General features: G+C 71.7%; 25 protein-coding genes and 3 pseudogenes. 14 read left to right on the plus strand and 14 right to left on the minus strand.

The annotated features are described in order from the left end of the window. Positions 1 to 73: 73 nt before the first annotated feature. From ACFYNU_RS04555 to ACFYNU_RS04590, 8 genes are all read right to left on the minus strand, one after another. Positions 74 to 1222, minus strand: a complete 1149-nt coding sequence (locus tag ACFYNU_RS04555; protein WP_356584692.1) for a PQQ-dependent sugar dehydrogenase — start codon at positions 1220 to 1222, stop codon at positions 74 to 76. A 58-nt stretch (positions 1223 to 1280) separates the two neighbouring features. Then, positions 1281 to 2417, minus strand: coding sequence for a pyrroloquinoline quinone biosynthesis protein PqqE (gene pqqE, locus ACFYNU_RS04560; RefSeq protein ID WP_356584691.1), 1137 nt, complete (start codon positions 2415 to 2417; stop codon positions 1281 to 1283). Continuing rightward, positions 2414 to 2698: a pyrroloquinoline quinone biosynthesis peptide chaperone PqqD gene (gene pqqD, locus ACFYNU_RS04565; RefSeq protein ID WP_356584690.1), complete on the minus strand. Its 285-nt coding sequence runs from the start codon at positions 2696 to 2698 to the stop codon at positions 2414 to 2416. The genes pqqE and pqqD overlap by 4 nt, the downstream gene beginning before the upstream one ends. Beyond that, positions 2695 to 3423 carry a pyrroloquinoline-quinone synthase PqqC gene (gene pqqC, locus ACFYNU_RS04570; protein ID WP_356584689.1) on the minus strand — a complete coding sequence of 243 codons (729 nt, stop codon included), beginning with the start codon at positions 3421 to 3423 and terminating at the stop codon, positions 2695 to 2697. Before pqqC ends, pqqD begins: the two co-directional genes overlap by 4 nt. After that, positions 3420 to 4322, minus strand: a complete 903-nt coding sequence (pqqB, locus tag ACFYNU_RS04575; RefSeq protein ID WP_356584688.1) for a pyrroloquinoline quinone biosynthesis protein PqqB — start codon at positions 4320 to 4322, stop codon at positions 3420 to 3422. Before pqqB ends, pqqC begins: the two co-directional genes overlap by 4 nt. An 11-nt stretch (positions 4323 to 4333) precedes the next feature. Beyond that, entirely contained in the window at positions 4334 to 4456 is a 123-nt protein-coding gene (pqqA, locus tag ACFYNU_RS04580) for a pyrroloquinoline quinone precursor peptide PqqA (protein WP_356584687.1), read from the minus strand. A gap of 219 nt (positions 4457 to 4675) precedes the next feature. Further along, entirely contained in the window at positions 4676 to 5191 is a 516-nt protein-coding gene (locus ACFYNU_RS04585; protein ID WP_356584686.1) for a GNAT family N-acetyltransferase, read from the minus strand. 10 nt (positions 5192 to 5201) lie between these two features. Continuing rightward, positions 5202 to 5765: a DUF6328 family protein gene (locus ACFYNU_RS04590; RefSeq protein ID WP_356584685.1), complete on the minus strand. Its 564-nt coding sequence runs from the start codon at positions 5763 to 5765 to the stop codon at positions 5202 to 5204. A gap of 687 nt (positions 5766 to 6452) precedes the next feature. Between ACFYNU_RS04590 and ACFYNU_RS04595 the strand changes: the two genes are divergently transcribed. Beyond that, the gene (locus ACFYNU_RS04595; protein ID WP_356584684.1) at positions 6453 to 7346 is read left to right on the plus strand and encodes a S1 family peptidase; all 894 of its coding nucleotides are present in this window, start codon (positions 6453 to 6455) and stop codon (positions 7344 to 7346) included. A 170-nt stretch (positions 7347 to 7516) separates the two neighbouring features. Here ACFYNU_RS04595 and ACFYNU_RS04600 read toward each other — a convergent pair whose 3' ends face one another. Next, on the minus strand, positions 7517 to 8176 hold the full coding sequence (locus tag ACFYNU_RS04600; RefSeq protein ID WP_356584886.1) for a response regulator transcription factor: 660 nt from the start codon (positions 8174 to 8176) through the stop codon (positions 7517 to 7519). A 159-nt stretch (positions 8177 to 8335) separates the two neighbouring features. On the opposite strand from ACFYNU_RS04600, the gene ACFYNU_RS04605 reads away from it, so the two are divergent. After that, positions 8336 to 9250 carry an ATP-binding cassette domain-containing protein gene (locus tag ACFYNU_RS04605; RefSeq protein WP_356584683.1) on the plus strand — a complete coding sequence of 305 codons (915 nt, stop codon included), beginning with the start codon at positions 8336 to 8338 and terminating at the stop codon, positions 9248 to 9250. Next, on the plus strand, positions 9247 to 9999 hold the full coding sequence (locus ACFYNU_RS04610; protein WP_356584682.1) for an ABC transporter permease: 753 nt from the start codon (positions 9247 to 9249) through the stop codon (positions 9997 to 9999). Before ACFYNU_RS04605 ends, ACFYNU_RS04610 begins: the two co-directional genes overlap by 4 nt. A 38-nt stretch (positions 10000 to 10037) precedes the next feature. On the opposite strand, the gene ACFYNU_RS04615 is transcribed toward ACFYNU_RS04610, so the two are convergent. Then, positions 10038 to 11714, minus strand: a complete 1677-nt coding sequence (locus tag ACFYNU_RS04615) for a histidine kinase (RefSeq protein ID WP_356584681.1) — start codon at positions 11712 to 11714, stop codon at positions 10038 to 10040. 85 nt (positions 11715 to 11799) lie between these two features. Between ACFYNU_RS04615 and ACFYNU_RS04620 the strand changes: the two genes are divergently transcribed. Then, positions 11800 to 12192, plus strand: coding sequence for a VOC family protein (locus ACFYNU_RS04620; RefSeq protein WP_356584680.1), 393 nt, complete (start codon positions 11800 to 11802; stop codon positions 12190 to 12192). On the opposite strand, the gene ACFYNU_RS04625 is transcribed toward ACFYNU_RS04620, so the two are convergent. Both ACFYNU_RS04625 and ACFYNU_RS04630 read right to left on the minus strand, forming a co-directional pair. Next, positions 12132 to 12884 (minus strand): helix-turn-helix domain-containing protein, encoded by a 753-nt coding sequence (locus tag ACFYNU_RS04625; protein ID WP_356584679.1) that lies wholly within the window; start codon positions 12882 to 12884, stop codon positions 12132 to 12134. The two genes, ACFYNU_RS04620 and ACFYNU_RS04625, sit on opposite strands and share 61 nt — an antisense overlap. A 24-nt stretch (positions 12885 to 12908) precedes the next feature. Then, positions 12909 to 14051, minus strand: a complete 1143-nt coding sequence (locus tag ACFYNU_RS04630; RefSeq protein WP_356584678.1) for a YihY/virulence factor BrkB family protein — start codon at positions 14049 to 14051, stop codon at positions 12909 to 12911. Between the two features lie 17 nt (positions 14052 to 14068). Here ACFYNU_RS04630 and ACFYNU_RS04635 point away from each other — a divergent pair, with 17 nt between their 5' ends. Together ACFYNU_RS04635 and ACFYNU_RS04640 are read left to right on the plus strand one after the other, a co-directional pair. Next, a complete protein-coding gene (locus tag ACFYNU_RS04635) occupies positions 14069 to 15712 on the plus strand; it encodes an acyl-CoA dehydrogenase family protein (RefSeq protein ID WP_356584677.1) in 1644 nt (547 codons plus the stop codon). A 146-nt stretch (positions 15713 to 15858) separates the two neighbouring features. Beyond that, positions 15859 to 17154: a GAF domain-containing protein gene (locus tag ACFYNU_RS04640; protein WP_356584676.1), complete on the plus strand. Its 1296-nt coding sequence runs from the start codon at positions 15859 to 15861 to the stop codon at positions 17152 to 17154. A 240-nt stretch (positions 17155 to 17394) separates the two neighbouring features. Here ACFYNU_RS04640 and ACFYNU_RS04645 read toward each other — a convergent pair whose 3' ends face one another. Both ACFYNU_RS04645 and ACFYNU_RS04650 read right to left on the minus strand, forming a co-directional pair. Continuing rightward, complete coding sequence (locus ACFYNU_RS04645) at positions 17395 to 17832, minus strand: MaoC family dehydratase (protein WP_356584675.1); 438 nt, start codon at positions 17830 to 17832, stop codon at positions 17395 to 17397. Further along, positions 17823 to 18557, minus strand: a complete 735-nt coding sequence (locus ACFYNU_RS04650) for an SDR family oxidoreductase (protein ID WP_356584674.1) — start codon at positions 18555 to 18557, stop codon at positions 17823 to 17825. Before ACFYNU_RS04650 ends, ACFYNU_RS04645 begins: the two co-directional genes overlap by 10 nt. Before the next feature lie 391 nt (positions 18558 to 18948). Here ACFYNU_RS04650 and ACFYNU_RS04655 point away from each other — a divergent pair. The 8 genes and pseudogenes from ACFYNU_RS04655 to ACFYNU_RS04690 form a co-directional block, all read left to right on the plus strand. Beyond that, positions 18949 to 19242, plus strand: a pseudogene (locus tag ACFYNU_RS04655) (acyl-ACP desaturase); the annotation flags it as partial. A 76-nt stretch (positions 19243 to 19318) separates the two neighbouring features. Continuing rightward, positions 19319 to 19702: pseudogene (locus ACFYNU_RS04660) on the plus strand (acyl-ACP desaturase); the annotation flags it as partial. Between the two features lie 100 nt (positions 19703 to 19802). Then, the gene (locus tag ACFYNU_RS04665; RefSeq protein ID WP_356584900.1) at positions 19803 to 20414 is read left to right on the plus strand and encodes a hypothetical protein; all 612 of its coding nucleotides are present in this window, start codon (positions 19803 to 19805) and stop codon (positions 20412 to 20414) included. Between the two features lie 304 nt (positions 20415 to 20718). Then, positions 20719 to 21285, plus strand: a pseudogene (locus tag ACFYNU_RS04670) (GNAT family N-acetyltransferase); the annotation flags it as partial. Between the two features lie 137 nt (positions 21286 to 21422). Next, the gene (locus ACFYNU_RS04675) at positions 21423 to 21506 is read left to right on the plus strand and encodes a putative leader peptide (RefSeq protein WP_356584885.1); all 84 of its coding nucleotides are present in this window, start codon (positions 21423 to 21425) and stop codon (positions 21504 to 21506) included. 124 nt (positions 21507 to 21630) lie between these two features. Beyond that, positions 21631 to 23328 (plus strand): nitrite/sulfite reductase, encoded by a 1698-nt coding sequence (locus ACFYNU_RS04680; RefSeq protein ID WP_356584673.1) that lies wholly within the window; start codon positions 21631 to 21633, stop codon positions 23326 to 23328. Beyond that, complete coding sequence (locus ACFYNU_RS04685) at positions 23325 to 23501, plus strand: hypothetical protein (RefSeq protein WP_356584672.1); 177 nt, start codon at positions 23325 to 23327, stop codon at positions 23499 to 23501. The genes ACFYNU_RS04680 and ACFYNU_RS04685 overlap by 4 nt, the downstream gene beginning before the upstream one ends. Continuing rightward, positions 23498 to 24211, plus strand: coding sequence for a phosphoadenylyl-sulfate reductase (locus tag ACFYNU_RS04690; protein WP_356584671.1), 714 nt, complete (start codon positions 23498 to 23500; stop codon positions 24209 to 24211). The genes ACFYNU_RS04685 and ACFYNU_RS04690 overlap by 4 nt, the downstream gene beginning before the upstream one ends. Positions 24212 to 24220 lie beyond the last annotated feature (9 nt).

Genomic DNA, 24220 nt, shown 5'->3' on the forward strand with positions numbered 1-24220 from the left:
AGGCCGGTCGCCGGACCTCGGTCTCGTGGGGAACCGGCGTCCGACGAGGCCGTCTTCCGAGGCGCGCGCCGGTTCAGCCGATCGTCACCCGGAAGATCTTGTCCGATCCGGCGGGCTCACCGCCGTTGCCGTCCACGTTGGTCGTGGAGAGCCACAGCGCGTTGGCGCCGGGCACCTTGGTGACGCCGCGCAGTCGCCCGTACGTGCCGACGTAGTGCGCCTGCGGGGTGCCGACGTTCTCGTTGCCCGCGTTGACCGGGATCCGCCAGAGCCGTTCGCCGCGCAGCGACGCCATGTAGACGGCGCTGTCGACGACGGCGATACCGCTGGGCGATGCCTCGGCGGTGGTCCAGGTGGCCTTGGGGTTGGTCATCCCGGCGGTGGAGCAGTTGCCTTCGCAGACGGGCCAGCCGTAGTTGTTGCCGGCCTTGACGAGGTTGAGTTCGTCCCGGGCGTTCTCGCCGAGTTCCGCCTCCCAGAGACGGCCCTGCGGGTCGAAGGCGATGCCCTGCGGGTTGCGGTGCCCCAGGCTGAAGACATGGTTGCCGAAGGGGTTGCCGGGGGCCGGGGCGCCGGTCGTCGTCATCCGCAGGATCTTGCCGTTGAGCGAGTTCCTGTCCTGGGCGAGGGCGGTGTTCTGGGCGTCGCCGGTGGTGGCGTAGAGATAGCCGTCGGGGCCGAAGGCGAGCCGGCCGCCGTTGTGGTACCTGTTCTTCGCGATGCCCTTCAACAGGGCGGTGTAGCCGGTGAGTCGGGTGCCGTCGTAGGTCATCCGGGCGATGCGGTTGCCCTCGGACGAGGTGTGCATGAAGTACACGAAGTGATTGCTCGCCCAGTTCGGGTCGACGGCGACGCCCATCAGACCGCCCTCGCCGCCGGTGGTCTGGGACTCGGGGACGGAGCCGACCTCGGTCCGCTGTCCGGTCGGGGTCACCTTGAAGACCTTGAACGTGTTGCGCTCGGTGACCAGGGCCGATGAGTTGTCGGGCAGCCAGTGCATGCCCCAGGGGATCGAGTAGCCGGTGGAGATGGTTGTGATGTCGGTCGGTACACCGGCCGGGGCGGCGGGCGCCTTCGCGGTGGACCGGGTCGTGGTGGACGCCTCGGCCGCGCCGGACTCGCTCGCGCCGGCGCTCTGGACGAGTCCGGCGACGAGCGCCGCGGCGGCGGCCGTGGCCGCCGCCGTCCTGACGAGGGTCTTCGTCGGCTTGCTGCCGTGCATGGGTTCCTCCGGATGGAGTGGGGGGTGGGGAGTGGGAGGTGGTGCGGGAAAGGGAGTTCTAAGGGTGATCCGGTGCCGCCACGGGTTCTCCGGCGGTGTGCTCCCGGGGGTGTTCGCGGTAGATGTACGGGGGCGCCGCCCCGGCCGTGCGGGCGTCCACCAGGTCGCGTACGAGCGCGTGGTCGGGCGACAGCCGGCAGGCCGGGTCCGTCCGGGTGGCGTCGCCGGTGAGGGCGTGGGCCTGACAGCGGCAGCCGCCGAAGTCCTTGGCGCGCAGCTCGCAGCCGCGGCACGGGTCGCGCATCCACTCCTCGCCCCGATAGAGGTTGAAGGCCGTCGACTCGTGCCAGATCCACTCCAGGGAGTGGTCCTTCACGTTGGGCGCGTGGAGTCCGGGCAGGGTGGCGGCGGCCGGGCAGGGCAGGACGGTGCCGTCGGGCGCGACCGTCAGCGAGACGGCGCCCCAGCCGCCCATGCAGGGCTTGGCCGTCCCGTCCACGTAGTCCGGCACGACCCACACCAGGTCCAGCCGCCCGGCCAGCCGTTCCCGCCAGCGCTCGACGGACTCCCGGGCCCGGGAGATCTGGGCGCGGTCCGGCAGCAGCGCGGCGCGGTTGCGCAGCGCCCAGCCGTAGAATTGGGTGTTGGCCAGTTCGATACGCTCCGCGCCCCAGGCCAGGGCGAGTTCGACGAGATCGTCCAGGGCGTCGAGGTTGGCGCGGTGCAGTACGACGTTGAGGCCGAGCGGCACGTCGGCCGCGCGTACGAGTGCGGCGGCGCGCTCCTTCGCGGCGAACGAGCGTGCTCCGGCGATGAGTTCGGAGGCGGCGGGGTCGGCGTGCTGCACCGAGAGCTGGACGCTGCGCAGCCCGGCGTCCAGCAGCGCGGCGAGCCGTTTCTCGTGCAGGCCGACACCGCTGGTGACGAGCTGGGTGTGGATCCCGGCGCCGTCGGCCGCGGCGACGATCCCGGTCAGATCGCGGCGCAGCAGCGGTTCACCGCCGGAGAGATGGCTCTGTACGACGCCGAGGGCGGCGGCCTGGCGGAACACCCCGGCCCACTGATCGGTCGTCAGTTCGCTGTCTCTGCCAACCAGTTCGAGAGGGTTGGAGCAGTACGAGCAGCGCAGCGGGCAGCCGTGGCTCAGCTCGGCGAGCAGCGCCCAGGGCGGGTCCGGCCGACCGGGTGGGCTCATAAGAGCCAGCCTTTCGCGCGCAGGCGCCCGAGAAAGACCGGCACTTCGTCGGCGACGGGGGCGCCGGGGTGCCGGGCGGCGAGAGTGGCGACGATCGCGCCGACGTCGTTGGCGCCGTCGCAGAGGCGCAGGACGGCGCCGGCGTTGCCCTGGAGCACGACGACGCGCTCGGGCAGGACGAGGAGGTCCGTGTCCCGTACCCGGTCGTGCCGGAAGACCACCGACCGGGAGAGCACCGGTTTCCAGGCGTTGTCGACGCCGGCCGTCGGTCCGGTCGTCATGGCCGCTCCCGCACGCCATGGTCGACGGCGTCCAGCAGGGACCAGAGCACGTCGCACTTGAACCGGAGCGCGGCGACGGCCGCTTCCTGCTCCCGCCGGGTGGTGGCCCACGCGGTGACCAGGGCCAGGGCTTCCCGGCTGTCCCGCCCGCCCTGGCCGACGCGGTCGCGGAAGTAGATCAGTCCGTCGGCCTCGATCCACCGGTAGTGGCGTTCGAACGCCTCGATCCGGGTGCGCATGATGCCGGGCGCCGCGAGTTCGGTGAGGGAGGCGGCGACGGCTTCGAGCGGGGTGCCCAGCCGGCAGAAGTTGACGTAGCCGTCGACGGCGAGGCGTACGCCCGGCAGGACCTCCGCGCCCGAGGTGAGCCGCGCGCGGTCGATCCCGGCGGCCTCGCCGAGCCGCAGCCAGCGCTCGATCCCGCCCTCGCCCTCCACCGGGCCGTCGTGGTCCTGGATACGGCGCAGCCAGGAGCGGCGGAGCGAGGAGTCGTCGAACTTGGCGAGGATCAGGGCGTCCTTGACCGGGATGTGCCGCTGGTAGTGGAAGCGGTTGATGATCCAGCGGCGCAACTCGCCCGGCTCCAGGGTGCCTTCGTGCATCCGTACGTTGAACGGGTGGCGGTCGTGGTAGCGCTCGGCGGGGACGGCGCGCAGCCGGTCCGTGAACTCCTCGGGGCTCCAGGGTCCGCCGGTGCGGGTCGCGGTCGGGGCGGCTGTGCTCACAGCTCGATCACCATTCGGTCGGCGGCGACCTCCAGGCCCCACTCCCCGAGCAGCGTGTGCTGTGGGGCGTCGGGGTCGCCGAGGGGGTTCGTGTTGTTGAGGTGCGTGTAGAGGCAGCGGGCGCGCAGCCCGGAGAGCCTGCGGGCGGTGCCGCCGGGCCCGGCGATCGGCAGATGCCCCATGGCGGTGGCGGTGCCGGCCGAGATGCCGGTCCGTACGGGTTCGTCGTCGTCCCAGAAGGTGCCGTCGACGATCACGCAGTCGGCGGCCTCGACGGCGTCCTGGAAGGTGTCGGTCCAGCGGGCGAGGGCGGGCGCGTAGACGAGGCTGCGGCCGGTGGCGCTCTCGCGCAGCCGCAGGGCGACGACCCAGGTGTGGTCGTCGTCCCGGCCGCCTCGGGCCACCGCGTAACGCGGGCGTTTGGGCGAGACGGGGACGGCGTCGATCTCGATGCCCCCGCCCTTGGTGAGCGGCAGGGGCCGGGCGCCCAACTCCCGCCATTCCACCCGGGTGTACGGGGCGAGGATGTCGTCGAGTCGCATGAGCCCGGTCAGGGCGCCGTGGACGGGCGGGGTGGCGAGGACGTCGAAGCCGTCGGCCTCGCGGAGCCGGGCGATGCCGAGGGTGTGGTCGAGTTCGGCGTCGGTGAGGATCACTCCGGCCACGGGGGTGTCGCGCGGTCCCGGCCCCGGACGCAGTGCGGGGGTGTCCTCGATCTGGTCGCCGATGTCGGGGGTCGCGTTGACGAGGTACCAGCGGTCCTCGTCGGCGCGCAGGGCGAGTGAGGCGTGTCGGCGGCGCCGGTGGGGGTGGGCGCGTGCCCCGGCGCAGCCGGGACACGCGCAGTTCCACTGGGGCAGTCCGCCGCCCGCCGCGGTGCCGAGCACCTGCACCAGCACGGCGGCGGGGTCTACCGGTCGGTCAGGGCGTAGGCGGTGACCTCGAGCGCGGTCTCGACGACCAGGAAGTCGGGGGTCTGCCAGTTGATCGTGGCGTCCGCCGCTTCTCGCGCCGGTTCCTGTGAGTCCTTCATGAGCCGTTGCCTGCCTTCCTGAGATGTGGGGGTTTCAGGGAGTGACTTCTCGTTGGCGCACGATGACGCATGGCGGGACGCTCCGCACTCATTCATATGAGTGTCCGGCGTTCAGCCATGTGTGACAGCGTTACGCCTCGGTGGGGCCCGGTCAATGGTGCGGACCCCACCTCCATCGGACCACATCTCGCCGCGTCCGGGGGGTCGCCGGTGCGTCAACTACCCGTGCGGGTGGCGAGTTGTCGTCGTCGGCGCGGGTCCGGGGCGGACCCTGAGAACCATCTCCGGGCGGTCCCACATCACCGCGGGCGGGTTCGCCGCCACCGTACCGACGCGTTCGGCGCCCACCGCGCGGTAGAAGCCCTCGGCGGGCGGGTGCGACACCACGCGTACGGCGTCGACGCCGGCTTCCCGCGCCCGCTCCTTCATGTGCTCGACCAGCAGCCGGCCGACCCCGAGCCCCTGTGCGGCGTCGGCGACGAACATCAGGTCCAGCTCGGGCGGGGCGAGCAGCAGGGCGTAGAAGCCGAGCAGCCGCCCGTCCGGGCCGGTGGCGAGAAAGACCTGGTGGGTCTCGATGTAGTCGGGCCCCACGCGGTAGCCGGCGATCATGGGTGCGTACGGGCCCTCGTAGGCGGCGGACCCCTGGATGAGCCGGGTCAGCCGCCGGGCGTCGCGCACGGTGGCCCGCCGGACGGTGGCGGCCGTGGCGGACCGGGTGACGCGTGGGGTCATGATCCGAGTATTACGTACCTGACGGGCCCGACCGGTCCGTGTCCGGCCCGGCACCGGCCTCTTCCGCCCTGGCACCGTCGCGGCGGGCCCAGGCCGGCAGGACGAACCAGCAGAGCACGAACCATCCGACGAGTCCCGCGACGATCCACAGCGCGACGGCGTTGTGGAGTGCCACGCGCAGGATCAGCAGCAGGGCCGACGCCATGGTGCACAGCAGGAAGACCAGCCCGACGACGGTGAGCCGGGACGCCCACTCGACCATCTGGGGCTTCAACTGCCGTCCCGTGACCATCCGGTGGAAGGAGACGGGCGCTATGAGCGCGCCGGTGGTGACGGCGCCGAGCACCACCGTCGCGAGGTAGATGTTGGTGTCGGTGTCCGACAGGTCGGTGAAGCGCGGCTGGAAGACCACGGTGAGCAGGAAACCGAAGAGGATCTGCACCCCGGTCTGGGCGACGCGTACCTCCTGGAGCAGTTCCACCCAGCGCCGGTCGGCCTGTTCCTCGGGCGACTCGTCACGCCCCTCGGGTCTTCCTCTGTGCTCGGTCTCGGATCTTCTTCTGTCCTCAGTCATGCCCTGTCAGGTTTCCCCGACGGCCGCATCCATGCCGCACCCTGTGAGCCGGTCGGGACGACCGCCGAGCCGGGTCGGCACACGGCGGATGGTCGCACAAGAGAAGATCCGTGGCCGGAAGCGGACACCCGTGACGGCCGAACCAGCCCCAAATCGGGGCCGTAGCGCATACTTTCAGCCATCGAGCCGGTGAACGCAATTCGTACGTACGCCTCATAGCACCAATCGGGCAACAGCGGCGACCATCGGCACCCGCCCTCGCGGCGGCTTCCGGCACCGCCGTACACACCGCTCATACCGGGTACCGAACCGGTGAGCAAACCGTGTGTGTTCGTGACGTGACCCGTCGAAACCCCTAGGTTTAGCGGCTCAAACCCGCCGCCTCACAGGGAGTTCATGCCCACGGCGGACACCGCGCCCCGGTATCCGACCGCTTTGCAGCAAACCACCGGCCACGCGGATGCGAAGCGGAGGCGGCGCTCCGGCGGAGGGACCGGCGCGGGATTCCGGGGCGCGCACGGCCGGGGGTCCGGAAGTCGGCCTTGTGTACGAGGCGTGGCCCGTCAACGATTCCAACCGTGCGGAACGACAGGCACCGAGCCGGTGACGACCGGCCACGGACCGTCGCACGAGACAACGGCCCACACCCCACGGGGCCGTGCGTTCCCCCCACCGATGGAGGATTTCGTGACCTTCAAGCGCTTCTCCCCCCGCAACGGCGTGTCCAGACGCGCTCGTGTTCTCGCCGTGTCGACCGGTCTGCTGGCCGCTGTCGCGCTCGCCGTCCCGTCCGCCGTGGCCGCCCCGGCGCCCGACGCCAAGGTGACGGCCGCTCAGCTCGCCACCGCCAGCTCCGCGGTGCTCGACGCCGACGTGGCCGGCACCGCCTGGTACACCGACAAGGCCACCGGCAAGATCGTCGTCACCGCGGACAGCACCGTCTCCGCGGCCGAGCTGGCCGAGGTCAAGTCGGCCGTCGCGGACACCGACGCCGGCCTGACGATCAAGCGCACCCCCGGCACCTTCAGCAAGCTGATCGCCGGCGGCGAGGCCATCACCACCGGTGGCGCCCGCTGCTCGCTCGGCTTCAACGTGACCAACGGCAGCGCGAACTACGCCCTGACCGCCGGTCACTGCACCAACATCGGCAGCAGCTGGTCCATCGGCACCACGGTCGGCTCCAGCTTCCCGGACAACGACTTCGGGATCATCCAGCACTCCGACCCGGGTGCGGCCGACGGCAGGGTCTACCTGTACAACGGCAGCTACCAGGAGATCACCGGTGCGGGCGACGCCTCGGTCGGCCAGGCCGTCCAGCGCAGCGGCAGCACGACCGGTCTGCACGGCGGCTCGGTCACCGGCCTCAACGCCACGGTGAACTACGGCGCCGACGGCATCGTGTACGGCATGATCCAGACCAACGTCTGCGCCGAGCCCGGCGACAGCGGCGGCGCGCTCTTCGCCGGCACCACGGCGCTGGGCCTGACCTCCGGCGGCAGCGGCAACTGCTCCTCCGGCGGCACCACGTTCTTCCAGCCGGTCACCGAGGCGCTCAGCGCCTACGGCGTCTCGATCATCTGAGACCGACAAGGCATCCGAGGCATCCGGGAACTCCGAGGGTGACGATCCTCTGAGGCTCCGCAGGACGCAGGGACATCCGTCCCCGGCGGGCCGCGCCCATGGCGCGGCCCGCTGTCGTGTGCCGCCGTCGCGTGCCGGGCGCTTATCGCCCGCTGTCGTGTGCCGGGCGCTTATCGGCCGCCGTCACGGTCCCGGCCGACCAGGCCCGCCTCGTACGCCGCGATCGCCGCCTCGACCCTGTTGCGTACGCCCAACTTGGCCAGGATCGCGCTGACATGGGCCTTCACCGTGGCCTCGACCAGAAACAGGCGCCGGCCGATCTCGGCGTTGGACAGCCCGCATCCGACCAGTGCCAGGACCGCGTGCTCGCGCCGCGTCAGCCGCTCCGCCAGTGGCCGTACCGCCGCCGCGCCCGCGCCGCCGGCCCGTAGCCCCGCGACGACCCGGGCCGCCACCCTCGGTGAGAGATACGCGCCGCCCCCGGCCACCGCGTGCACGCCCGTCAGCAGTTCCCTGGGGTCGTCCGCCTTGAGCAGGAAACCGTCGGCGCCGCCGCGCAGCGCGCGGGCGATGAAGTCGTCCTCGCCGAAGGTCGTCAGCATGACCACCGCCGTGCCGGGCAGCTCTCGATGGATCCGCTCCGCCGCCGCGATCCCGTCGAGCCCTGGCATCTGGATGTCCAGCAGGGCCACGTCCGGCCGGTGTTCGCGTACCGCGTCGACGGCCTCCTGCCCGTCGGCCGCCTCCGCGACGACCTCGATCCCCGGATCCCGCGCCAGGATCGCGCGCACCCCGGCGCGGACCAGCGCCTCGTCGTCTGCCACCAGCACCCTGACCACGGGCGGAGTGTACCGAGCCGGCCCCGCGTGAGGGTCCCCGACGAAGGTAGGGGGTGTGTTCGGCGACGAACGGCCGATGTGCGCCGGGCGCGGTGCTTCCTACCGTCCTCGGGGTCAACGACGGACAGCGGCGGAAGGACGGACACACGCGTGATCACCCTGAGAGGACTGACCAAACGCTACGGCGACACGGTCGCCGTGGACGGTCTGACGCTGGACGTCGGGGAAGGCCGGGTGACCGGCTTCCTCGGCCCGAACGGGGCCGGCAAGTCGACCACCATGCGCATGATCCTCGGTCTCGACCACCCGACCGGGGGTACGGCGCTCATCGACGGCAGGCCGTACGCCGCGCTGCGGCATCCCGTACGGGAGGTCGGCGCGCTGCTGGACGCGAAGGCCCTGCATCCGGCGCGCTCCGCGCGGAGCCATCTGACGGCGCAGGCCCGCAGCAACGGCATTCCGGTGGGCCGGGTGGACGAGGTCCTGGAGATGGTGGGGCTCGCGTCGGTGGCCCGTAAGCGGGCCGGGACCTTCTCGCTGGGCATGTACCAGCGGCTCGGCGTCGCGGGCGCGCTGCTCGGCGACCCGCGCGTCCTCGTCTTCGACGAGCCCGTCAACGGTCTCGACCCGGACGGGGTGCGCTGGGTCAGGGAGTTGGTGCGCTCGCTGGCCGCCGAGGGCCGCACGGTCTTCCTCTCCAGCCATCTCATGAGCGAGATGCAGCAGACGGCCGATCAGCTCGTGGTCATCGGGCGGGGGAAGCTGCTCGCGGACACGGCGATGGAGGTGTTCCTGGCCGGCAGCGCACTGGCTTCCGTACGGGTGGGAGTCCCGGACGCCGGCGACCGGCGGGCGCTGGCGGACCGGCTGGCCTCGGAGGGCGCGGACGTCGGGCCGGCCGGTGGGACGGAGCTGGTGGTGCGGGGCCGGACCGCCCGGGAAGTGGGCGACGCCGCCCACGGGCTGGGCGTACGGCTCCATGAACTGCGCGCGGTCCCGGCCTCGTTGGAGCAGGCGTACATGGAACTGACCGCGCAGAGCGTGCAGTACGGGGCGGGGGCGTGAGGCGCGTGAGGGGCGGGCCGGGCGGTGCGGTGGCCGCCGAGTGGACCAAGCTGTGGACCGTACGCGCCGCGCCGGTGTGCCTGATCGCGGGCGTGCTGCTGATGGGGGTGTTCACCTTCTACTACGGCGCCATCGCGGCGATCAACGACCATCCCGTCCAGCCGGTCGGCAACGCGCCGGTGACCGCCTCCGTGCTCGTGCAGTTCGCGGTGGCCGTCCTGGCGATGACGGCGGTGACGGGCGAGTACGCGACGAGCAGCGTGCACGCGACGCTGCTGTGGGTGCCGGTCAGACACCATGTCCAGCTGGCCAAGGCGCTGGTCGCCGCCGTGGTGACGGGCGCGGCGGGTGTGCTGCTCGGTGTGCTGGGTACGGCGGTGGCATGGGCGTCGTTCGACGGCCGCGCCACGTTCGACGCCGCCACGGTCGCGGGTCAAGTGCTTTCGCTTGGCGGCTACTTGGCGCTGGTGTCGGTGCTGACGGTGGGTGTCTCGTTCGCCCTGCGAGCACCGGCCGGGGTGCTGACGGTGCTCTTCCTGCTGCTGTACGGCGTCCCGACCATGCTGGTGGGCCTGGGCGGTGAGGTACTGCTGACGGTGAACGACTATCTGCCGCACGGCGCGGGCACCCACGCGATGCTCGCCGACGAGGCGCCGTACCCGAGTCCGGTGGGCTTCCTGATCGTGGCGGGCTGGGCGGCCGTCGCCCATCTGACCGGCCGTCAGGTGCTGCGGCGCCGCGACGCGTAGGGCGCGGCGCCGCGCAGCCGCGCCGGTCCCGTGCGCCGTCAGCCGTCGGTACCGGGCACCACGTCCTTGGTGACCAGGCGGGCGTCCGCGTAGCAGAGCCGGTAGACGTCCACCTGGTCGAGGAGGCCGCCGCTCGACCGGTAAAACTCGCAGACCGTTCCGGCGGGCCGGGGGCGGGACTTGACGGAGTCGGAGACGTAGGGGAACTGGCGCGCCGGCAGGACGTGGGCGAACTCGGCGCGGTCCCGGCCGACCCGGAGCTCCGCGAAGTCGGCGGGGCGCAGTACGCAGGTGGCCAGCTGGAACGCGGCGTAGGCGGCGGAGCCGATGGTGACCAGGGCGAATCCGCCGGGGACCACGAAGGCGGCGGCCAGCCGCAGTCTCGTACGGCGGCGGGCCTCGGTGAGCTGCCGTGCCGACTCCGAGTCCGGCTCCGGGTCCCAGTCCGAGGCCGAGTGCGAGTCCGAGGCCCGGTCCGGGTCCGGGGACGCCGGGTCCCGGCCGGTGCTCGTCGGCCGGTCCGGCAGCGTCGCGACGACCTCGAACCCGGGGCCGGACGGCGCCGCCCGCAGCGTCCCGCCGACCAGTTCGACCCGCTCACGCAGCCCCGCCAGGCCATGTCCCCCGGGCCTCGGCGACGGCGACCGCCCCCGGGCCGGGGCGGCGTTGGTCACGGTGACGCCGGTACGGCCGCCCTCGTGCGTGATCCGCACCCGTACGGCCGCCCCGGGCGCGTGCTTGGCCGCGTTGGTCAGCGACTCCCGCACCACCCGGTACACGGCCCGTTCCACGAGCGGGGAGAGACCGGGAGGCGCCGGGCTGCTCTCCTGCCGCAGCTCGACGGTGACACCGGAGTCCCGTGCCCGGTCCACCAGTTGCCCCACGGACTCGGCCGCCGGCGCGGTCGCCCGGTCGCCCTCGTCGTCGCGCAACACCCCCACGGTGTCCCGCAGATGACCGACCGCGTCCGCCACCGCCGCCCGCAACTCGCCCAGGTCCGCCCGGTCCTGACCGGTCAGCGTGGGTGAGAGTTCCAGGGCGCCCGCCCGGAGCGCGATGAGGCTCAGCTCATGGCCGAGGGAGTCGTGCGTGTCGGCGGCGATCCTGGTGCGCTCCCGCAGCCGGGCCTGTTCGGCGACGAGCCGCTGCTCCCGCTCCAGGAGCCCGGCCCGCTGCCAGCCGCCGCGCACGAGCGCGAGCCGGGCCTGCCAGTAGCGGCCGAACAGCCAGGGCACCAGCAGCGCCAGGGGCAGGATCGTCAGCGTCCAGTACCACCACACCACGCTCACGCCCAGTACGGCGCAGAGCGCCAGGTCGAACGCGAGAGCGCCGCCGAGCGTCAGCAGCGCGGAGCGGGTGGTGGTCGGTCCTGCGCCCAGCAGCCAGGCGAAGACGGCGAGCGGCAGGACGTAGGCGTTGGCCGGGGTGAGGGGATGGGCGAGGCCGAGCGCGCACAGGGCGTTGACGGTGAGCAGGGCCGCCACGGGCCACCGGCGGCGGGCCGGGATCGCGACGGCGAGAACGGCCAGCGGCAGCACCAGTTCCAGGACGAGGGAGGAGTCGGGGTGGCCCACGAACCAGACGACCGCGACCCCGGCCAGGGCGGCCCACAGGGCGGTGTCTCGGACGACGGGGCCGACCGCCGACCCCACCGCCCCCGATACGCCCGTTACGCCCGGTATGCCCGCCTCGCTGTTCCCGCCCCGTCTCAGCACCGTTCGAGGCTATCGAAGGCGAACCGGCGCGGTCCCGTCCGATTCGTTCAAGACCGGCCGGGCGGCCCGCGCCTACCGTGATCCCATGACTCCACGACTCGATCTGATCGGCATCGTCACCTCCGACATGGCGGCCTCGCTCGCCTTCTACCGCAGGCTCGGCCTGGACATCCCCGCCGACGCGGACTCCGCTCCCCATGTGGAGGCCGCACTCCCGGGCGGCATGCGGCTGGCCTGGGACACCGAGGACGTCGTACGCGACTTCGATCCCGGCTGGACCCCGCCGTCGACCGGCGACCGGCTGGGCCTGAACTTCCTCTGCGACAGCCCCGCCGAGGTCGACGCGGTCTACGCGGAGCTGACCGGCGCCGGGTATCGCGGCCATCTCAAGCCGTGGGACGCGACCTGGGGCCAGCGCTACGCGGTCGTGCTCGACCCGGACGGCTGCGGCGTCTCGCTGTTCGCCAACGCCGAGTAGGCGCCGAGCGTGAGACCGGCCAGCTCGCGGGTCTCCCTGGCCAGGTGCGCCTGGTCGGCGTAGCCCGCGAGGACGGCCGTCTGCGCGTACGGCACCGACGCCCGGACGAGCGCCAGGGCGCGCTGGAGGCGCAGGACGCGGGCCAGGGTCTTGGGGCCGTAACCGAAGGCGTCCAGGGAGCGGCGGTGCAGCCGGCGGGTGCCGAGGCCGACGGTCTCGGCGACGGCGGCGACCGGCCGGCCCGCGTCGAGCCCGGCGACGACGGCGCGCAGCAGCGGGTCGGGCGGTCCGGAGCGGGCGAAGCGCCTGAGCGCCACCGCTTCCAGGGCGGCGGCCGGGTCGGTGGCGGCGGCGACACGCTCGGCGATGTCGCGTCCCTCCGGGCCCGGCCACAGGTCGGTGAGATCCACGCGCCGGTCGCGCAGTTCGTGCGCCGCTACGCCCAGCAGGGCGGGCGCGACACCGGGCGCGAAGCGGACACCTACCGCGTCTTCGAAACCGCCGCCGTCACCCGACAGGTCCGGAGTGAAGGCGCGGGTGTCGGGTCCGGCGACACTGAGCCGGCCGCCGATCCACAGCAGGTCCATGCAGCCGTCGGGAAGGACGGGGTAGACGGGGCCGTCGTCGCGCTCCGGCGCGGTCCGCGTCCATACGACGACGCCCTCGACCCGCGACGCCCGTTCCCTGTACACACGTCCAGCCTACGACGAGGGCCGCTACGGCTTCTGCTCCTTGTCCCGGCCCGCGTGGAAGCGCGACTTCAGGTCGTCCGGCGGCAGGAAGCGGGACCATCTCTCCGGGAACTCCGACGGCATGTCCGGATCGGGGCCGTACTCCCCGTGGTCCCCGTCGTCCGTCTCCCCCGAGGCCGCCTCCACGCGCGCCACCAGCTCCGCCGCCTGCGCCGCCCGCAGCCGCTCGTTGGCGGCGCGCGCCGCCGACGTGGCCACCGAGGGCCACACCCGGTCGATGGCGGCGTTGACCGCCGCGCCGACCAGGACGGCGAAGGCCGAGATCCCTATCCACAGCAGGACGGCGATGGGGGCCGCGAGGGAGCCGTAGATCGTGGGGCCCTCGACCGTGCTGGTGAGATAGATCCGGAGCAGGAAGCTGCCGAAGACCCACATGCCGAGGGCCACGAGCGCGCCCGGCACGTCCTCGATCCACGGCGAACGCGCGGGCACGGACACGTGGTAGAGCGTCGTCAGGAAGGCGATGGAGAGCAGGATCACCACCGGCCAGTACAGGACGGAGGCGACCTCGGTGCCCCACGGGATGAGGTCGACGACCCGGTCCGGCCCCACCACCGCCAGCGGCAGCACGACGGCGCCGATGAGCAGCGCCACGATGTAGAGCAGGAACGCCAGGAGCCGGGTGGCGACGATGCCGCGCCGGCCGTCGAGTCCGTACATCACGGTGATGGTGTCGATGAAGACGTTCACCGCCCGCGAGCCGGACCACAGCGCGATGGCGAAACCGATGGAGATGAGGTCGGGGCGTCCGCCGTGCGTGACGTCCGACAGCAGTGGTCTGGCGATCTGGTCGACGCCCCGGTCCGAGAGGACGGTGCCGACCGCGGTGAGGATGTTCTGCTCGATCGAGGCGACCGTGGTGGTGTTGGTCCAGTCGTCTATGTACCCGAGCAGGCCGAGGAGACCGAGCATCAACGGCGGCAGGGAGAGCAGCGTGAAGAACGCCGCTTCCGCCGCGAGACCGAGAATCCGGTACTCGATGCACGAGTTGACGGTGTCCTTCAGCAGCAGCCAGGCCATCTTCCGCATGGAGACGTCACGGTAGAGGGCACGGGCCCGGCGGAGTCGGCCCGATGGCCGCTCGGGTGTTTCGTTTGCTGCCTGCACCTCCTTACCGTAGCGGCATGACTGCCACCACCCACACAGTGACCAACCAGGTTCCGCCGCTGGTCGGATACGACGTCTTCAGCGGCGACCGCGCCCTCGTGGAGGGGCTGGAGCGGCACGCCGCGCCCGAAGTCCTGGACGAGGCACGGTCGGAGCTGTCCGCGCTCGGTCTCGCGGCCGGTTCGGCGCGCGTCCAGGAGTGGGGGACGCGGGCCAACGAGAACCCGCCGAAGCTCCGTACGCACGACCGGTACGGCCACCGGATCGACGAGGTCGAGTTCCATCCGGCCTGGCACCAGCTCCTCGACGGGGCCGTGTCGGCGGGGCTGACGGACGCCTGGGGCCGCGGGGACGGCCATCTGCGCCGGGCCGCCGGGTTCTACGTGTGGACGCAAGCAGAGGCCGGGAACGGCTGTCCGCTGTCCATGACGCACGCGGCGGTGCCCGCGCTGCGTACGGAGCCCGCGCTGGCCGCCGAGTGGGAGCCGCGGCTCACCTCGCACCGGTACGAGCCCGGTCTGCGGCCCGCCGCAGAGAAGGCCGGCGCGCTGTTCGGGATGGGCATGACGGAGAAGCAGGGCGGCAGCGACGTACGGGCCAACACGACGGCCGCGACGGCGCTGGACGCCGACGGGGAGTATCTGCTCACCGGGCACAAGTGGTTCTGTTCGGCGCCGATGTGCGACGGGTTCCTGGTGCTGGCCCAGGCGCCGGCCGGGCTAACGTGTTTCCTCGTACCGCGCGTGCTGCCGGACGGGACGCGCAACGTGTTCCTGATCCAGCGGCTGAAGGACAAGCTGGGCAACCGGTCGAACGCCTCCGCCGAGGTCGAGTTCGACGGGACGTGGGCGCGGCGGGTCGGCGAGGAGGGGCGCGGGGTACGCACCATCATCGAGATGGTGGCGGCGACGCGGGTGGACTGTGTGCTCGGATCGGCGGCGCTGATGCGGCAGTCGGTGGCGCAGGCGGTCCATCACGCCGCTCATCGCAGCGCGTTCGGGGGCGAGTTGATCGACAAGCCGCTGATGCGCAACGTACTGGCCGATCTGGCGCTGGAGTCGGAGGCGGCGACGACACTGGCGCTGCGGCTGGCGGCGGCGCAGGACGCGGTGCAGCGCGACGGCTCGGCGGCCGAGGGGGCGTTCCTGCGGCTCGCGGTGCCGACGGCCAAGTACTGGGTGACGAAGCGCTGTACGCCGGTGGCGGCCGAGGCGCTCGAATGTCTGGGCGGCAACGGCTACGTCGAGGAGTCCGGGATGCCGCGGCTGCTCCGCGAGTCGCCGCTGAACTCGATCTGGGAGGGCTCGGGGAATGTCCAGGCCCTCGATGTGCTGCGGGCGCTCCAGCGGGAGCCCGAGGCGCTGAACGCGTTCCTCCAGGAGGTCGGCGAGGCGCGCGGCGCGGACCACCGGCTGGACGGGGCGATCAAGGACCTGCTGACCGAACTCGCCGATCTGAACGGCATCGAGGCCCGTGCGCGCCGACTGGTGGAGCGGATGGCGCTGGTGCTGCAGGGGTCGCTGCTGGTGCGGTGGGCGCCGTCGGCGGTCGCGGACGCGTTCTGCGCGTCCCGGCTGGGCGGCGACTGGGGTACGGCCTTCGGGACGCTGCCGCACACACTGGACCTGGAGTCGGTGGTGACGCGGGCGCGGGCGGTCTGAACGGGCCGGTAGCGGGAGGGCGATAGGGCCGAGGGTGGTGCTGCGCCGACACGGCACCACCCACGACTTGAAGTCACCTTCACGCATGAGGTAGCTGTTCGCCAGGGTTGCAAGTGGTTGCAGAACATCCGAACGGCGGGGGCCCGATGAAGAACACTTCGCTCGACCTGTCACGCCTGACGGCGATGGACAGCGCACAGGCGACGCGGCTGCTCCAGCGGATCCGGGAGGCGTCGCTGGCCGGTGACCGGCCGCCGGTGGCGCCCCGCCCCGTCATCGGGGCGTCGTGGCAGCGGATGCGCCGCCTCGGTGTCGACCCCGACCGGCAGCGGACCGGGCTCGCGGTCCTGGCGGCGGAGGAGCTCGAACACCGGCGCCGTACATCGGCACTGGCCGAGGTGATACGCGGCGTCACCGACGGACTGACCGGTATCGCCGACGCGTCGTTCCAGATCCTGGTGGTCTCCGACGCCCAGGGCCGGGTCCTGTGGCGCGAGGGCAACGCCAAGGTGCTGCGGCAGGCCGACAGGATCGCCCTCGCGGAGGGCGCCGCCTGGTCGGAGCAGGTCACCGGGACCAATGCCATCGGTACGGCGCTCGCCGCGCGGGCCCCGGTCCAGGTCCACTCGGCCGAGCACTTCGTGCATGTCCTGACGCACTGGACCTGTGCGGCGGCCCCCGTGCACGACCCGCGCGACGGGCGGCTGCTGGGCGCCATCGACGTGAGCGGCCCGGCGACGGGGTTCCATCCGACGACACTGGCGCTGGTCACCTCGGTCGCCAGGCTCGCCGAGAGCGAGCTGCGGGAGCGCCATCGGCGGGCCGTGGAGCGGCTGCGGTCGGTGGCGGCGCCGATCCTGTGCCGGGTGCGCGGCCGGGCCGTGGCGGTCGACACGCACGGCTGGACGGCCGCCGTGACGGGGATGGCGCCGGTCGACCGGCTGCCGCTGCCCCGTTCCGTACGGCCGGGGCGGCTCTGGCTGCCGTCGCTCGGCATGTGCACCGTGGAGCCGCTGCCCGGCGGCTGGCTGCTGACCGTGGAGGAGGAGGCACCGCCGGACTCGCCGAGCAAGGTCGTACTGGATCTGAGCCGGCCCCGGCGCTGGTCGGTGACGGTCTCGGGGGCGGCGGGCAGCTGGGCGCAGGAGCTGACGCCGCGCCACGCGGAGCTGCTGTACGTCCTGGCCCTGCACCGGGAGGGGCGGAGCGCGGCGGAGCTGGCGGCCGATGTCTTCGGGGACCCGACGCGCACGGTGACGGTGCGGGCGGAGATGTCGCGGGTGCGCCGTCATCTTGCGGGGGTGCTGTCCCACCGGCCGTATCGTTTCAGCGAGGAGGTCGAGGTGGCGGTCGTACGGCCGCGGGACCCGGCGGATCTGCTGCCGCACTCGACGGCGCCGGCGGTGGCGGACAGCCGGGTACGGCGCGGGCCGCTCGACTAGATGAGTAAGTCCGAGGTGACGCCGTCCGCCCGCAGAGCGGGCCCGCGCCCGCCGCGGAGGGGCTGATGTCACGCCGGCGCGGCGCATCGCGAGGCGGAGGATCGACGCTGTTCGACGGCGCGGGCGTACTGGGCCGACTCCTACTGGGCCGAGAGGTGCCGTCCAGGCGCCGCGGCCAGGCGGGACTTCGCCGACACGGCCTGGCGGACCGCTCGACCGGACGGTGTCCCCGGTGTGGGGTCAGTACCAGGTGATCGTCGACAACACCGTGGCCACGGGCCGGTGTCGGGCGTCGCTGAGCACGCTGCGGAAGGTGACGCGGTTGCGGTCCGCCAGTGTGTCCAGCGTGTCGACGACGGACTCGGTCCACAGGCGGTCGCCGGCGTAGATCGGGCGGTCGAAGCGCAGATGGACCGCCGTCTGGATGGCGCCCTCCGGGGCGAAGCCGAAGTCCGGGTCCGTGAGGAAGGCCCAGTACACACGGCTGACCAGCACCGCGGCGAGAGTGGGCGGGGCCTGGAGGTCCGGGTGGCCGGCGGCGCGCGCGGCGGCCGGGTCGTCGTACAGCGGCTGCGGGTCGCCCAGCGCGTCCGCGAAGACCCGGATCAGATGCCGGGTCACCTCGTGCGGCTCGTCCGCGACGACCGACCGGCCGCGGTACGCCGGGTTCAGGGGCATGCCCGGCCCCGGCGCGTACGCCCGTCCGATGCCCGCGTCTCAGCCGCCGACGGCATGCGCGCCCCCGTCGACGTGGACGATCTCCCGCTCGTCGCGGGGAACCAGTCGGACAACAGCGCGGCGCACGCCCGCGCCGTCGGCTCGAAGTCGTCGCCGCGCCAGCCCAGCGGCGCCGTACGGTCGAACTCCTTCTCGTCGAAACCGGGCACGCTGGTGGCGGCCGTGGTGCGCAGCGGCCCGGCCGCCACCAGGTTGACGCGGATGCCCCGCGGACCCAGTTCCCTGGCCAGATAGCGGGAGCAGGACTCAAGTCCGGCCTTGGCGACGCCCATCCAGTCGTAGCCGGTCCAGGTCCGCGACGCGTCGTAGTCGAGTCCGACGAACGCGCCCCCCTCGCGCATCAGGGGCAGAGTCGCCGCGGCCAGTGCCTGGTACGAGTACGTGGAGACCCGCAGACAGGTGGCCACGTCGTCCCACGACGTGTGCAGGAAGTTGCCGCCGAGCGCGCCCTGCGGAGCGAACGCGATGGAGTGCACGACCCCGTCCAGACCGTCGACGTGCTCGCGCAACCGGTCGGCGAGTGAAGCGAGTTGGGCCGGGTCTCCCAGCCGGCCGGCGGGGGTACGGTCCGTTGCCGCGAAGTGGGCCTCGGGCGCGACTCGCCGTCCTGGATTCTCGTAGAACACGGCGTCGGCCCAGCCGTAGAGTTGCTGATACTCAATCAAAGTTCGCTCTTTCTGCGCTCCGGAACGGACTGCGCTGACGAGCAACGCCGGATGTGGTATCAGCATGCACAATCGGCCCGGCATAAATCCATAATCAAAGTTGACGATCTTCTCTCACACTGCAGCCGGCCGGGCACGGCCGTAATCCTTCTCAGGAAGGAATTTCGAGTCACTCCTTCGGACTACTCGCCCTCACCCTTTCTATGACCTTGGGAGGGTCTGCCGACCAATCCTTGTATCCCTCAGATCCACCCGGGTAGCGTCACTCGTCGTCCCCCTGTCGCATCCGGCACGGGGCCGCGCAGCCGATAGAGAGACCGCACCCCCACACGCGAAGGTATTCCTGGACGTGAATCTCACGGACGCCCAGATCTTGATCGGTCTGGAGGAAATGGCGGAACGGGAACTTAATCGCCACTTATCGAGCGCGGTTGAATGGTTTCCGCACGCCTATGTCCCCTGGAGCAGGGGACGCGATTTCGACGGTGTCATGGACGGCGAGCCATGGCGGCCAGAACAATCACAGCTGAGTGAACTCGGCCGTATCGCCCTGAAGGTAAATCTTCTGACGGAGGACAATCTCCCCCGCTATCACCGACAGATCGTGGAGATCTTCGGCCGTGACGCGGCGTGGGGCACCTGGGTCGACCGGTGGACGGCCGAAGAGGCACGCCATTCCATCGTGATCCGTGACTACCTCGTCACCTCGCGCGCCGTGGATCCGGTGGACCTCGAAAGAGCGCGCATGGCCCATGGCCCATATGTCGGCGCCCGCGCCGGCGGACGGCAGTGTGCTGGAGGTCATCGCCCATGTGACCCTCCAGGAGCCGGCGACGCGGGTCTCGCACCGCAACACCGGCCTGGTGGTGGACGATCCGGTCTGCGACCGGCTCCTCGCCCGGGTCGCCAAGGACGAGAACCTGCACATGATCTTCTACCGGAACATGCTGGAGGCCGCCCTCGACTTGGCGCCGGACCAGGGCATGCGCGCGGTCACCGACGTGGTGAAGGGCTTCAGCATGCCCGGGGAGGGCATCGCCGGATTCCGGCGCGCGGCCGTCCGGATCGCCGTCGGCGGCATCTACAACCCCCGGATCCACCACGACAGCGTCCTGGACCCGGTGCTGCGGCATCTCGATGTCCTGGGCCGCGGCGATCTGGGGCCGGAGGGACAGCGGGCGCAGGACGAGCTGACGGTGGTCCCGGCGTCGCCGGACGCACCGCCGCGGGGCGCGAGCGCCCGCGGTGCCCGCGCTTCGACGAACTTCCCTCCTGGAGGCGGACATCTTTTACCTCATCATCGCCAGCGACATCCTGTTCTGGGTGCTCCTGCTGGCCGGTCTCGCCGCCCGTTACGCGGCCGGCCGGCGGCGCCTGGGCGCCGCTCTGCTGCTCTGCGTCCCTCTCATCGACGTCGTCCTGCTCACGGCCACCGTGATCAGCGTGCGCAACGGCGACGAACCCAGCATCTGGCACGGCCTGTCCGCCGCCTACCTGGGCATCACCGTCGTCTACGGACACCGGACGATGCGCTGGGCGGACGCCAAGTTCGCCCAGCGCTACGAGGGTGCGCCCAAGCCCGAACAGCGCACCCTGTACGGCACCGAGGCGATCGTCTCGGCGTGGAAGAGCTGGCTGACCTTCATGCTTGCCTTCGCCATCAGCGCCGCCATGATCCTCGGTCTGGTCGCCCTGGTCGGCGGCCCCGACAAGGGCGCGCCATTCATGGTGTGGTTCAACCCGCTCAGCAAAATCGCCCTTTACAGCCTGATCGGTCCCGTCATCACCACGATCTGGCCCGGCTCGCCCCCCGAGGAAGCGAACCAGGGCAGCACGTCGGGCACCGAAAATGCATAGGCGGGGAACAAAATCCCGGCGTCGCACGATCTGATCACCGACCCGCGCGTTCTCGGAGCGGTGCGCCGGCTGCTCCCCCGGTGGTGCAACCAGGTTCCGCTGAGCGCCGCGGAGGTCATTCAGATCGGCCCCGGCGAGTGGTGCCCGGCAGCCACCCCTGGCCGCCGGACCGGCGCCCGCGCCCGCACCAGATCGCCAGAGCCGTGATGGAGCCGGGTGACGTCCTGCTCTTCCGTACGTGTGTCCGCACCGTCCGGGACGGCACGGTTTGGCCGGTGCGGGGACGCGTGATTCCCTGACGACCATGAGCATCACTGTGACCACCTGGTCCCTGGAACAGACCTCCCCGGCCGATCTGCGGCCGGCCGCGGAGCCCGAGGGCGATGTGCGGATCGTCCGGTCCGAGGTCCCCTCGGCGGAGTTCAGCCGGTTCCTCTACACCGCTGTCGGCGGTGACGTCCGCTGGACCGACCGGCTCGCGTGGTCGTACGAGGAGTGGCACGAGGCCGTCGCCCGGCCGGGCGTGGAGACCTGGGTGGCGTACGAGAGGGGTACCCCGGCCGGTTACGTGGAGCTGGAGGCGCAGGAGGACGGCACCGTCGAGATCGTGTACTTCGGGCTCGTGCCGGCCTTCCGGGGCCGGAGGATCGGCGGGCATCTGCTGTCGTACGTGGTGGCCCGCGCCTGGGACATGGCGGAGCGGCGGCCCGGCCGGACGCCGACGAAGCGGGTGTGGCTGCACACCTGCTCCAAGGACGGGGAGTACGCGATGGACAACTATCTGCGACGCGGGTTCACGCTCTTCGACACGAAGGTGGCCGAGGAGCCGGACGTGGCGTCGCCGGGTCCGTGGGCCGGTGCCCGTCCGGCCGCCGACACCACCGCCGACACCACCGGCGCCGCCGGTCCGGCCGTCCGCCAGACACCCCATCTCGCATAGCGGGACAGTCTCGTCCACATCGTGGATCGTGGTGGACTGGTCTCAGATCCGCGTGCCAGGCTTCCCCCATGTCTACAGCTGGAATTGCCTTGGTGAGTCGGCGGCACGTCGATCTCGGCCGCATGTCCAGCGCCATCTGTCGGGCGAGCTGACCAGCACAGCCCCGCCACGCACCGCCCGCTCCCCCTTCGCTCGCATTCTCCTGCGCACCGCTGCGCCCGTAGCCACGTGTGCAGTTCAGAGCCGTCTCCGTAGTCCCGAAGGACGTATGCCGCCATGGCCGCCACCCCTGAGAAGCCAGCCGCCGCCACGCCCCGCCGCAAGGTGAGCCGTCACCGCGGCGAGGGTCAGTGGGCGGTGGGGCACTTCACGCCCCTCAACGCCAACGAGCAGACCAAGAAGGACGACGACGGTCTCAATGTGCGGACACGCATTGAGACGATCTACTCCAAGGCCGGATTCGACTCCATCGACCCGGCCGACCTGCGGGGACGGATGCGCTGGTGGGGTCTGTACACCCAGCGCAAGCCCGGGATCGACGGCGGCAAGACCGCGATCCTGGAGCCGGAGGAGCTGGACGACAAGTACTTCATGCTGCGGGTGCGGATCGACGGCGGCCGGCTGACCACCGAGCAGCTGCGCGTCATCGGCCAGATCTCCCACGAGTTCGGCCGGGACACGGCCGACATCACCGACCGGCAGAACATCCAGCTGCACTGGATCCGGATCGAGGACGTCCCGGAGATCTGGCGGCGCCTGGAGGACGTCGGTCTGTCGACCACCGAGGCGTGCGGCGACACGCCCCGGGTGATCCTCGGCTCCCCCGTCGCCGGAGTCGCCGAGAACGAGATCATCGACGGCACCCCGGCGATCGACGAGATCAACGCCCGCTTCATCGGTACCAAGGAGTTCTCGAACCTCCCGCGCAAATTCAAGACGGCCGTCTCAGGATCGCCGCTCCTCGATGTCGCGCACGAGATCAACGACATCGCCTTCGTCGGTGTCGAACACCCCGACCACGGCCCCGGCTTCGACCTGTGGGTCGGCGGCGGTCTGTCGACCAACCCCAAGATCGGCCAACGGCTCGGCGCCTGGGTCCCGTTGGACGAGGTCCCCGACGTATGGGCCGGGGTGATCGGGATCTTCCGGGACTACGGCTACCGCCGGCTGCGTACCCGCGCCCGGCTGAAGTTCCTGCTCGCCGACTGGGGCACCGAGAAGTTCCGCCAGATCCTCCAGGACGAATATCTGAAGCGGACGCTGATCGACGGCCCCGCGCCCGAGCGGCCCGTCGAGGAGTGGCGCGACCACGTCGGCGTGCACCGCCAGAAGGACGGCCGCTTCTACGTCGGCTTCGCGCCGCGCGTCGGCCGGGTGGACGGCCCGACCCTGAAGAAGATCGCCGACCTCGCCGAGGAGCACGGCTCCGGCCGGGTGCGGACCACCGTCGAGCAGAAGATGATCGTGCTCGACGTGGCCGAGGACCGGGTCGACTCGCTCGTCGCCGGCCTGGAATCGCTGGATCTGCGCGTCAAGCCGTCACCGTTCCGGCGCGGCACGATGGCCTGCACCGGTATCGAGTTCTGCAAGCTGGCGATCGTCGAGACGAAGGCGCGCGGCGCCTCCCTGATCGACGAACTGGAGCGCCGTATCCCCGACTTCGACCAGCCGATCACCATCAACGTCAACGGCTGCCCCAACGCCTGCGCCCGTATCCAGGTCGCGGACATCGGTCTCAAGGGCCAGCTGATGCTGGACGGCGAGGGCAACCAGGTGGAGGGCTATCAGGTGCACCTCGGTGGCGCGCTCGGTCTGGAGCCCGCGTTCGGCCGCAAGGTCCGCGGTCTGAAGGTCACCGCCGCCGAACTCCCCGACTACGTCGAGCGGGTGCTCTCACGCTTCAGCAAGGAGCGCGAGGCCGACGAGCGGTTCGCCACCTGGGCGGCCCGCGCCTCCGAGGAGGCGCTGTCATGAGCGAGCGCGCCGCCCCGTTCTACTGCCCCTACTGCGGCGACGAGGATCTGCGCCCCAGCGAACAGGGTCACGGCGCCTGGGAATGCGCCGCGTGCAACCGCGCCTTCCAACTGAAGTTCCTCGGCCTGCTGACCCGCGGGCTGACGACGGACGACGGAGAGGAACGGATATGAGCACTCTCACGGAGACCGACGACCGGAAGGCCGCCGCCCTCAAGGCACTCGCCGAGCAGGCGGGCCGCGACCTGGAGGACGCCCCCGCCCTGGAGATCCTCACCTGGGCCGCCACCACCTTCGGCGCCCGCTTCTGTGTCACCTCCTCCATGGAGGACGCGGTGGTCGCCCATCTCGCCTCCCGCGCGCTGCCCGGCGTCGACGTCGTGTTCCTCGACACCGGCTACCACTTCCCCGAGACGATCGGCACCCGCGACGCCGTCGCCGCCGTGATGGACGTCAACGTCATCACGCTCACGCCGCGCGCCACGGTCGCCGAACAGGACGCCGAGCACGGCCCGAAGCTGCACGACCGCGACCCCGACCTGTGCTGCGCCCTGCGCAAGCTCAAGCCCCTCGAAGAGGGCCTGACGGCGTACGACGCCTGGGCGACGGGGCTGCGCCGCGACGAGTCGCCGACCCGCGCCAACACCCCCGTCGTCGGCTGGGACGCCAGGCGCGGCAAGGTCAAGATCTCGCCGATCGCCCGCTGGACCCAACAGGACGTGGAGGCGTACGCCGCCGAGTACGGTGTGCTGACCAACCCGCTGTTGACGGACGGTTACGCCTCCGTGGGCTGCGCGCCCTGCACCCGCCGCGTGCTGGCGGGCGAGGACGCCCGCGCCGGCCGCTGGGCGGGCAACTCCAAGACCGAATGCGGGTTGCACTGATGAGCGCGA

The sequence above is a fragment of the Streptomyces sp. NPDC006643 genome (assembly GCF_042870175.1).
Taxonomy (GTDB): Bacteria; Actinomycetota; Actinomycetes; order Streptomycetales; family Streptomycetaceae; genus Streptomyces.

Excerpts from the sequence above, each read along its gene's own strand:
- ACFYNU_RS04690 (WP_356584671.1), top strand. The coding sequence starts at position 23,498 with ATGAGCACTCTCACGGAGACCGACGACCGGAAGGCCGCCGCCCTCAAG.
- ACFYNU_RS04685 (WP_356584672.1), top strand. The coding sequence starts at position 23,325 with ATGAGCGAGCGCGCCGCCCCGTTCTACTGCCCCTACTGCGGCGACGAG.
- ACFYNU_RS04585 (WP_356584686.1), bottom strand. The coding sequence starts at position 5,191 with ATGACCCCACGCGTCACCCGGTCCGCCACGGCCGCCACCGTCCGGCGG.
- ACFYNU_RS04635 (WP_356584677.1), top strand. The coding sequence starts at position 14,069 with ATGACTGCCACCACCCACACAGTGACCAACCAGGTTCCGCCGCTGGTC.
- pqqA (WP_356584687.1), bottom strand. The coding sequence starts at position 4,456 with ATGAAGGACTCACAGGAACCGGCGCGAGAAGCGGCGGACGCCACGATC.
- ACFYNU_RS04620 (WP_356584680.1), top strand. The coding sequence starts at position 11,800 with ATGACTCCACGACTCGATCTGATCGGCATCGTCACCTCCGACATGGCG.
- pqqE (WP_356584691.1), bottom strand. The coding sequence starts at position 2,417 with ATGAGCCCACCCGGTCGGCCGGACCCGCCCTGGGCGCTGCTCGCCGAG.
- ACFYNU_RS04675 (WP_356584885.1), top strand. The coding sequence starts at position 21,423 with ATGTCTACAGCTGGAATTGCCTTGGTGAGTCGGCGGCACGTCGATCTC.
- ACFYNU_RS04640 (WP_356584676.1), top strand. The coding sequence starts at position 15,859 with ATGAAGAACACTTCGCTCGACCTGTCACGCCTGACGGCGATGGACAGC.
- ACFYNU_RS04645 (WP_356584675.1), bottom strand. The coding sequence starts at position 17,832 with ATGCCCCTGAACCCGGCGTACCGCGGCCGGTCGGTCGTCGCGGACGAG.
- ACFYNU_RS04555 (WP_356584692.1), bottom strand. The coding sequence starts at position 1,222 with ATGCACGGCAGCAAGCCGACGAAGACCCTCGTCAGGACGGCGGCGGCC.
- ACFYNU_RS04590 (WP_356584685.1), bottom strand. The coding sequence starts at position 5,765 with ATGACTGAGGACAGAAGAAGATCCGAGACCGAGCACAGAGGAAGACCC.
- ACFYNU_RS04680 (WP_356584673.1), top strand. The coding sequence starts at position 21,631 with ATGGCCGCCACCCCTGAGAAGCCAGCCGCCGCCACGCCCCGCCGCAAG.
- pqqD (WP_356584690.1), bottom strand. The coding sequence starts at position 2,698 with ATGACGACCGGACCGACGGCCGGCGTCGACAACGCCTGGAAACCGGTG.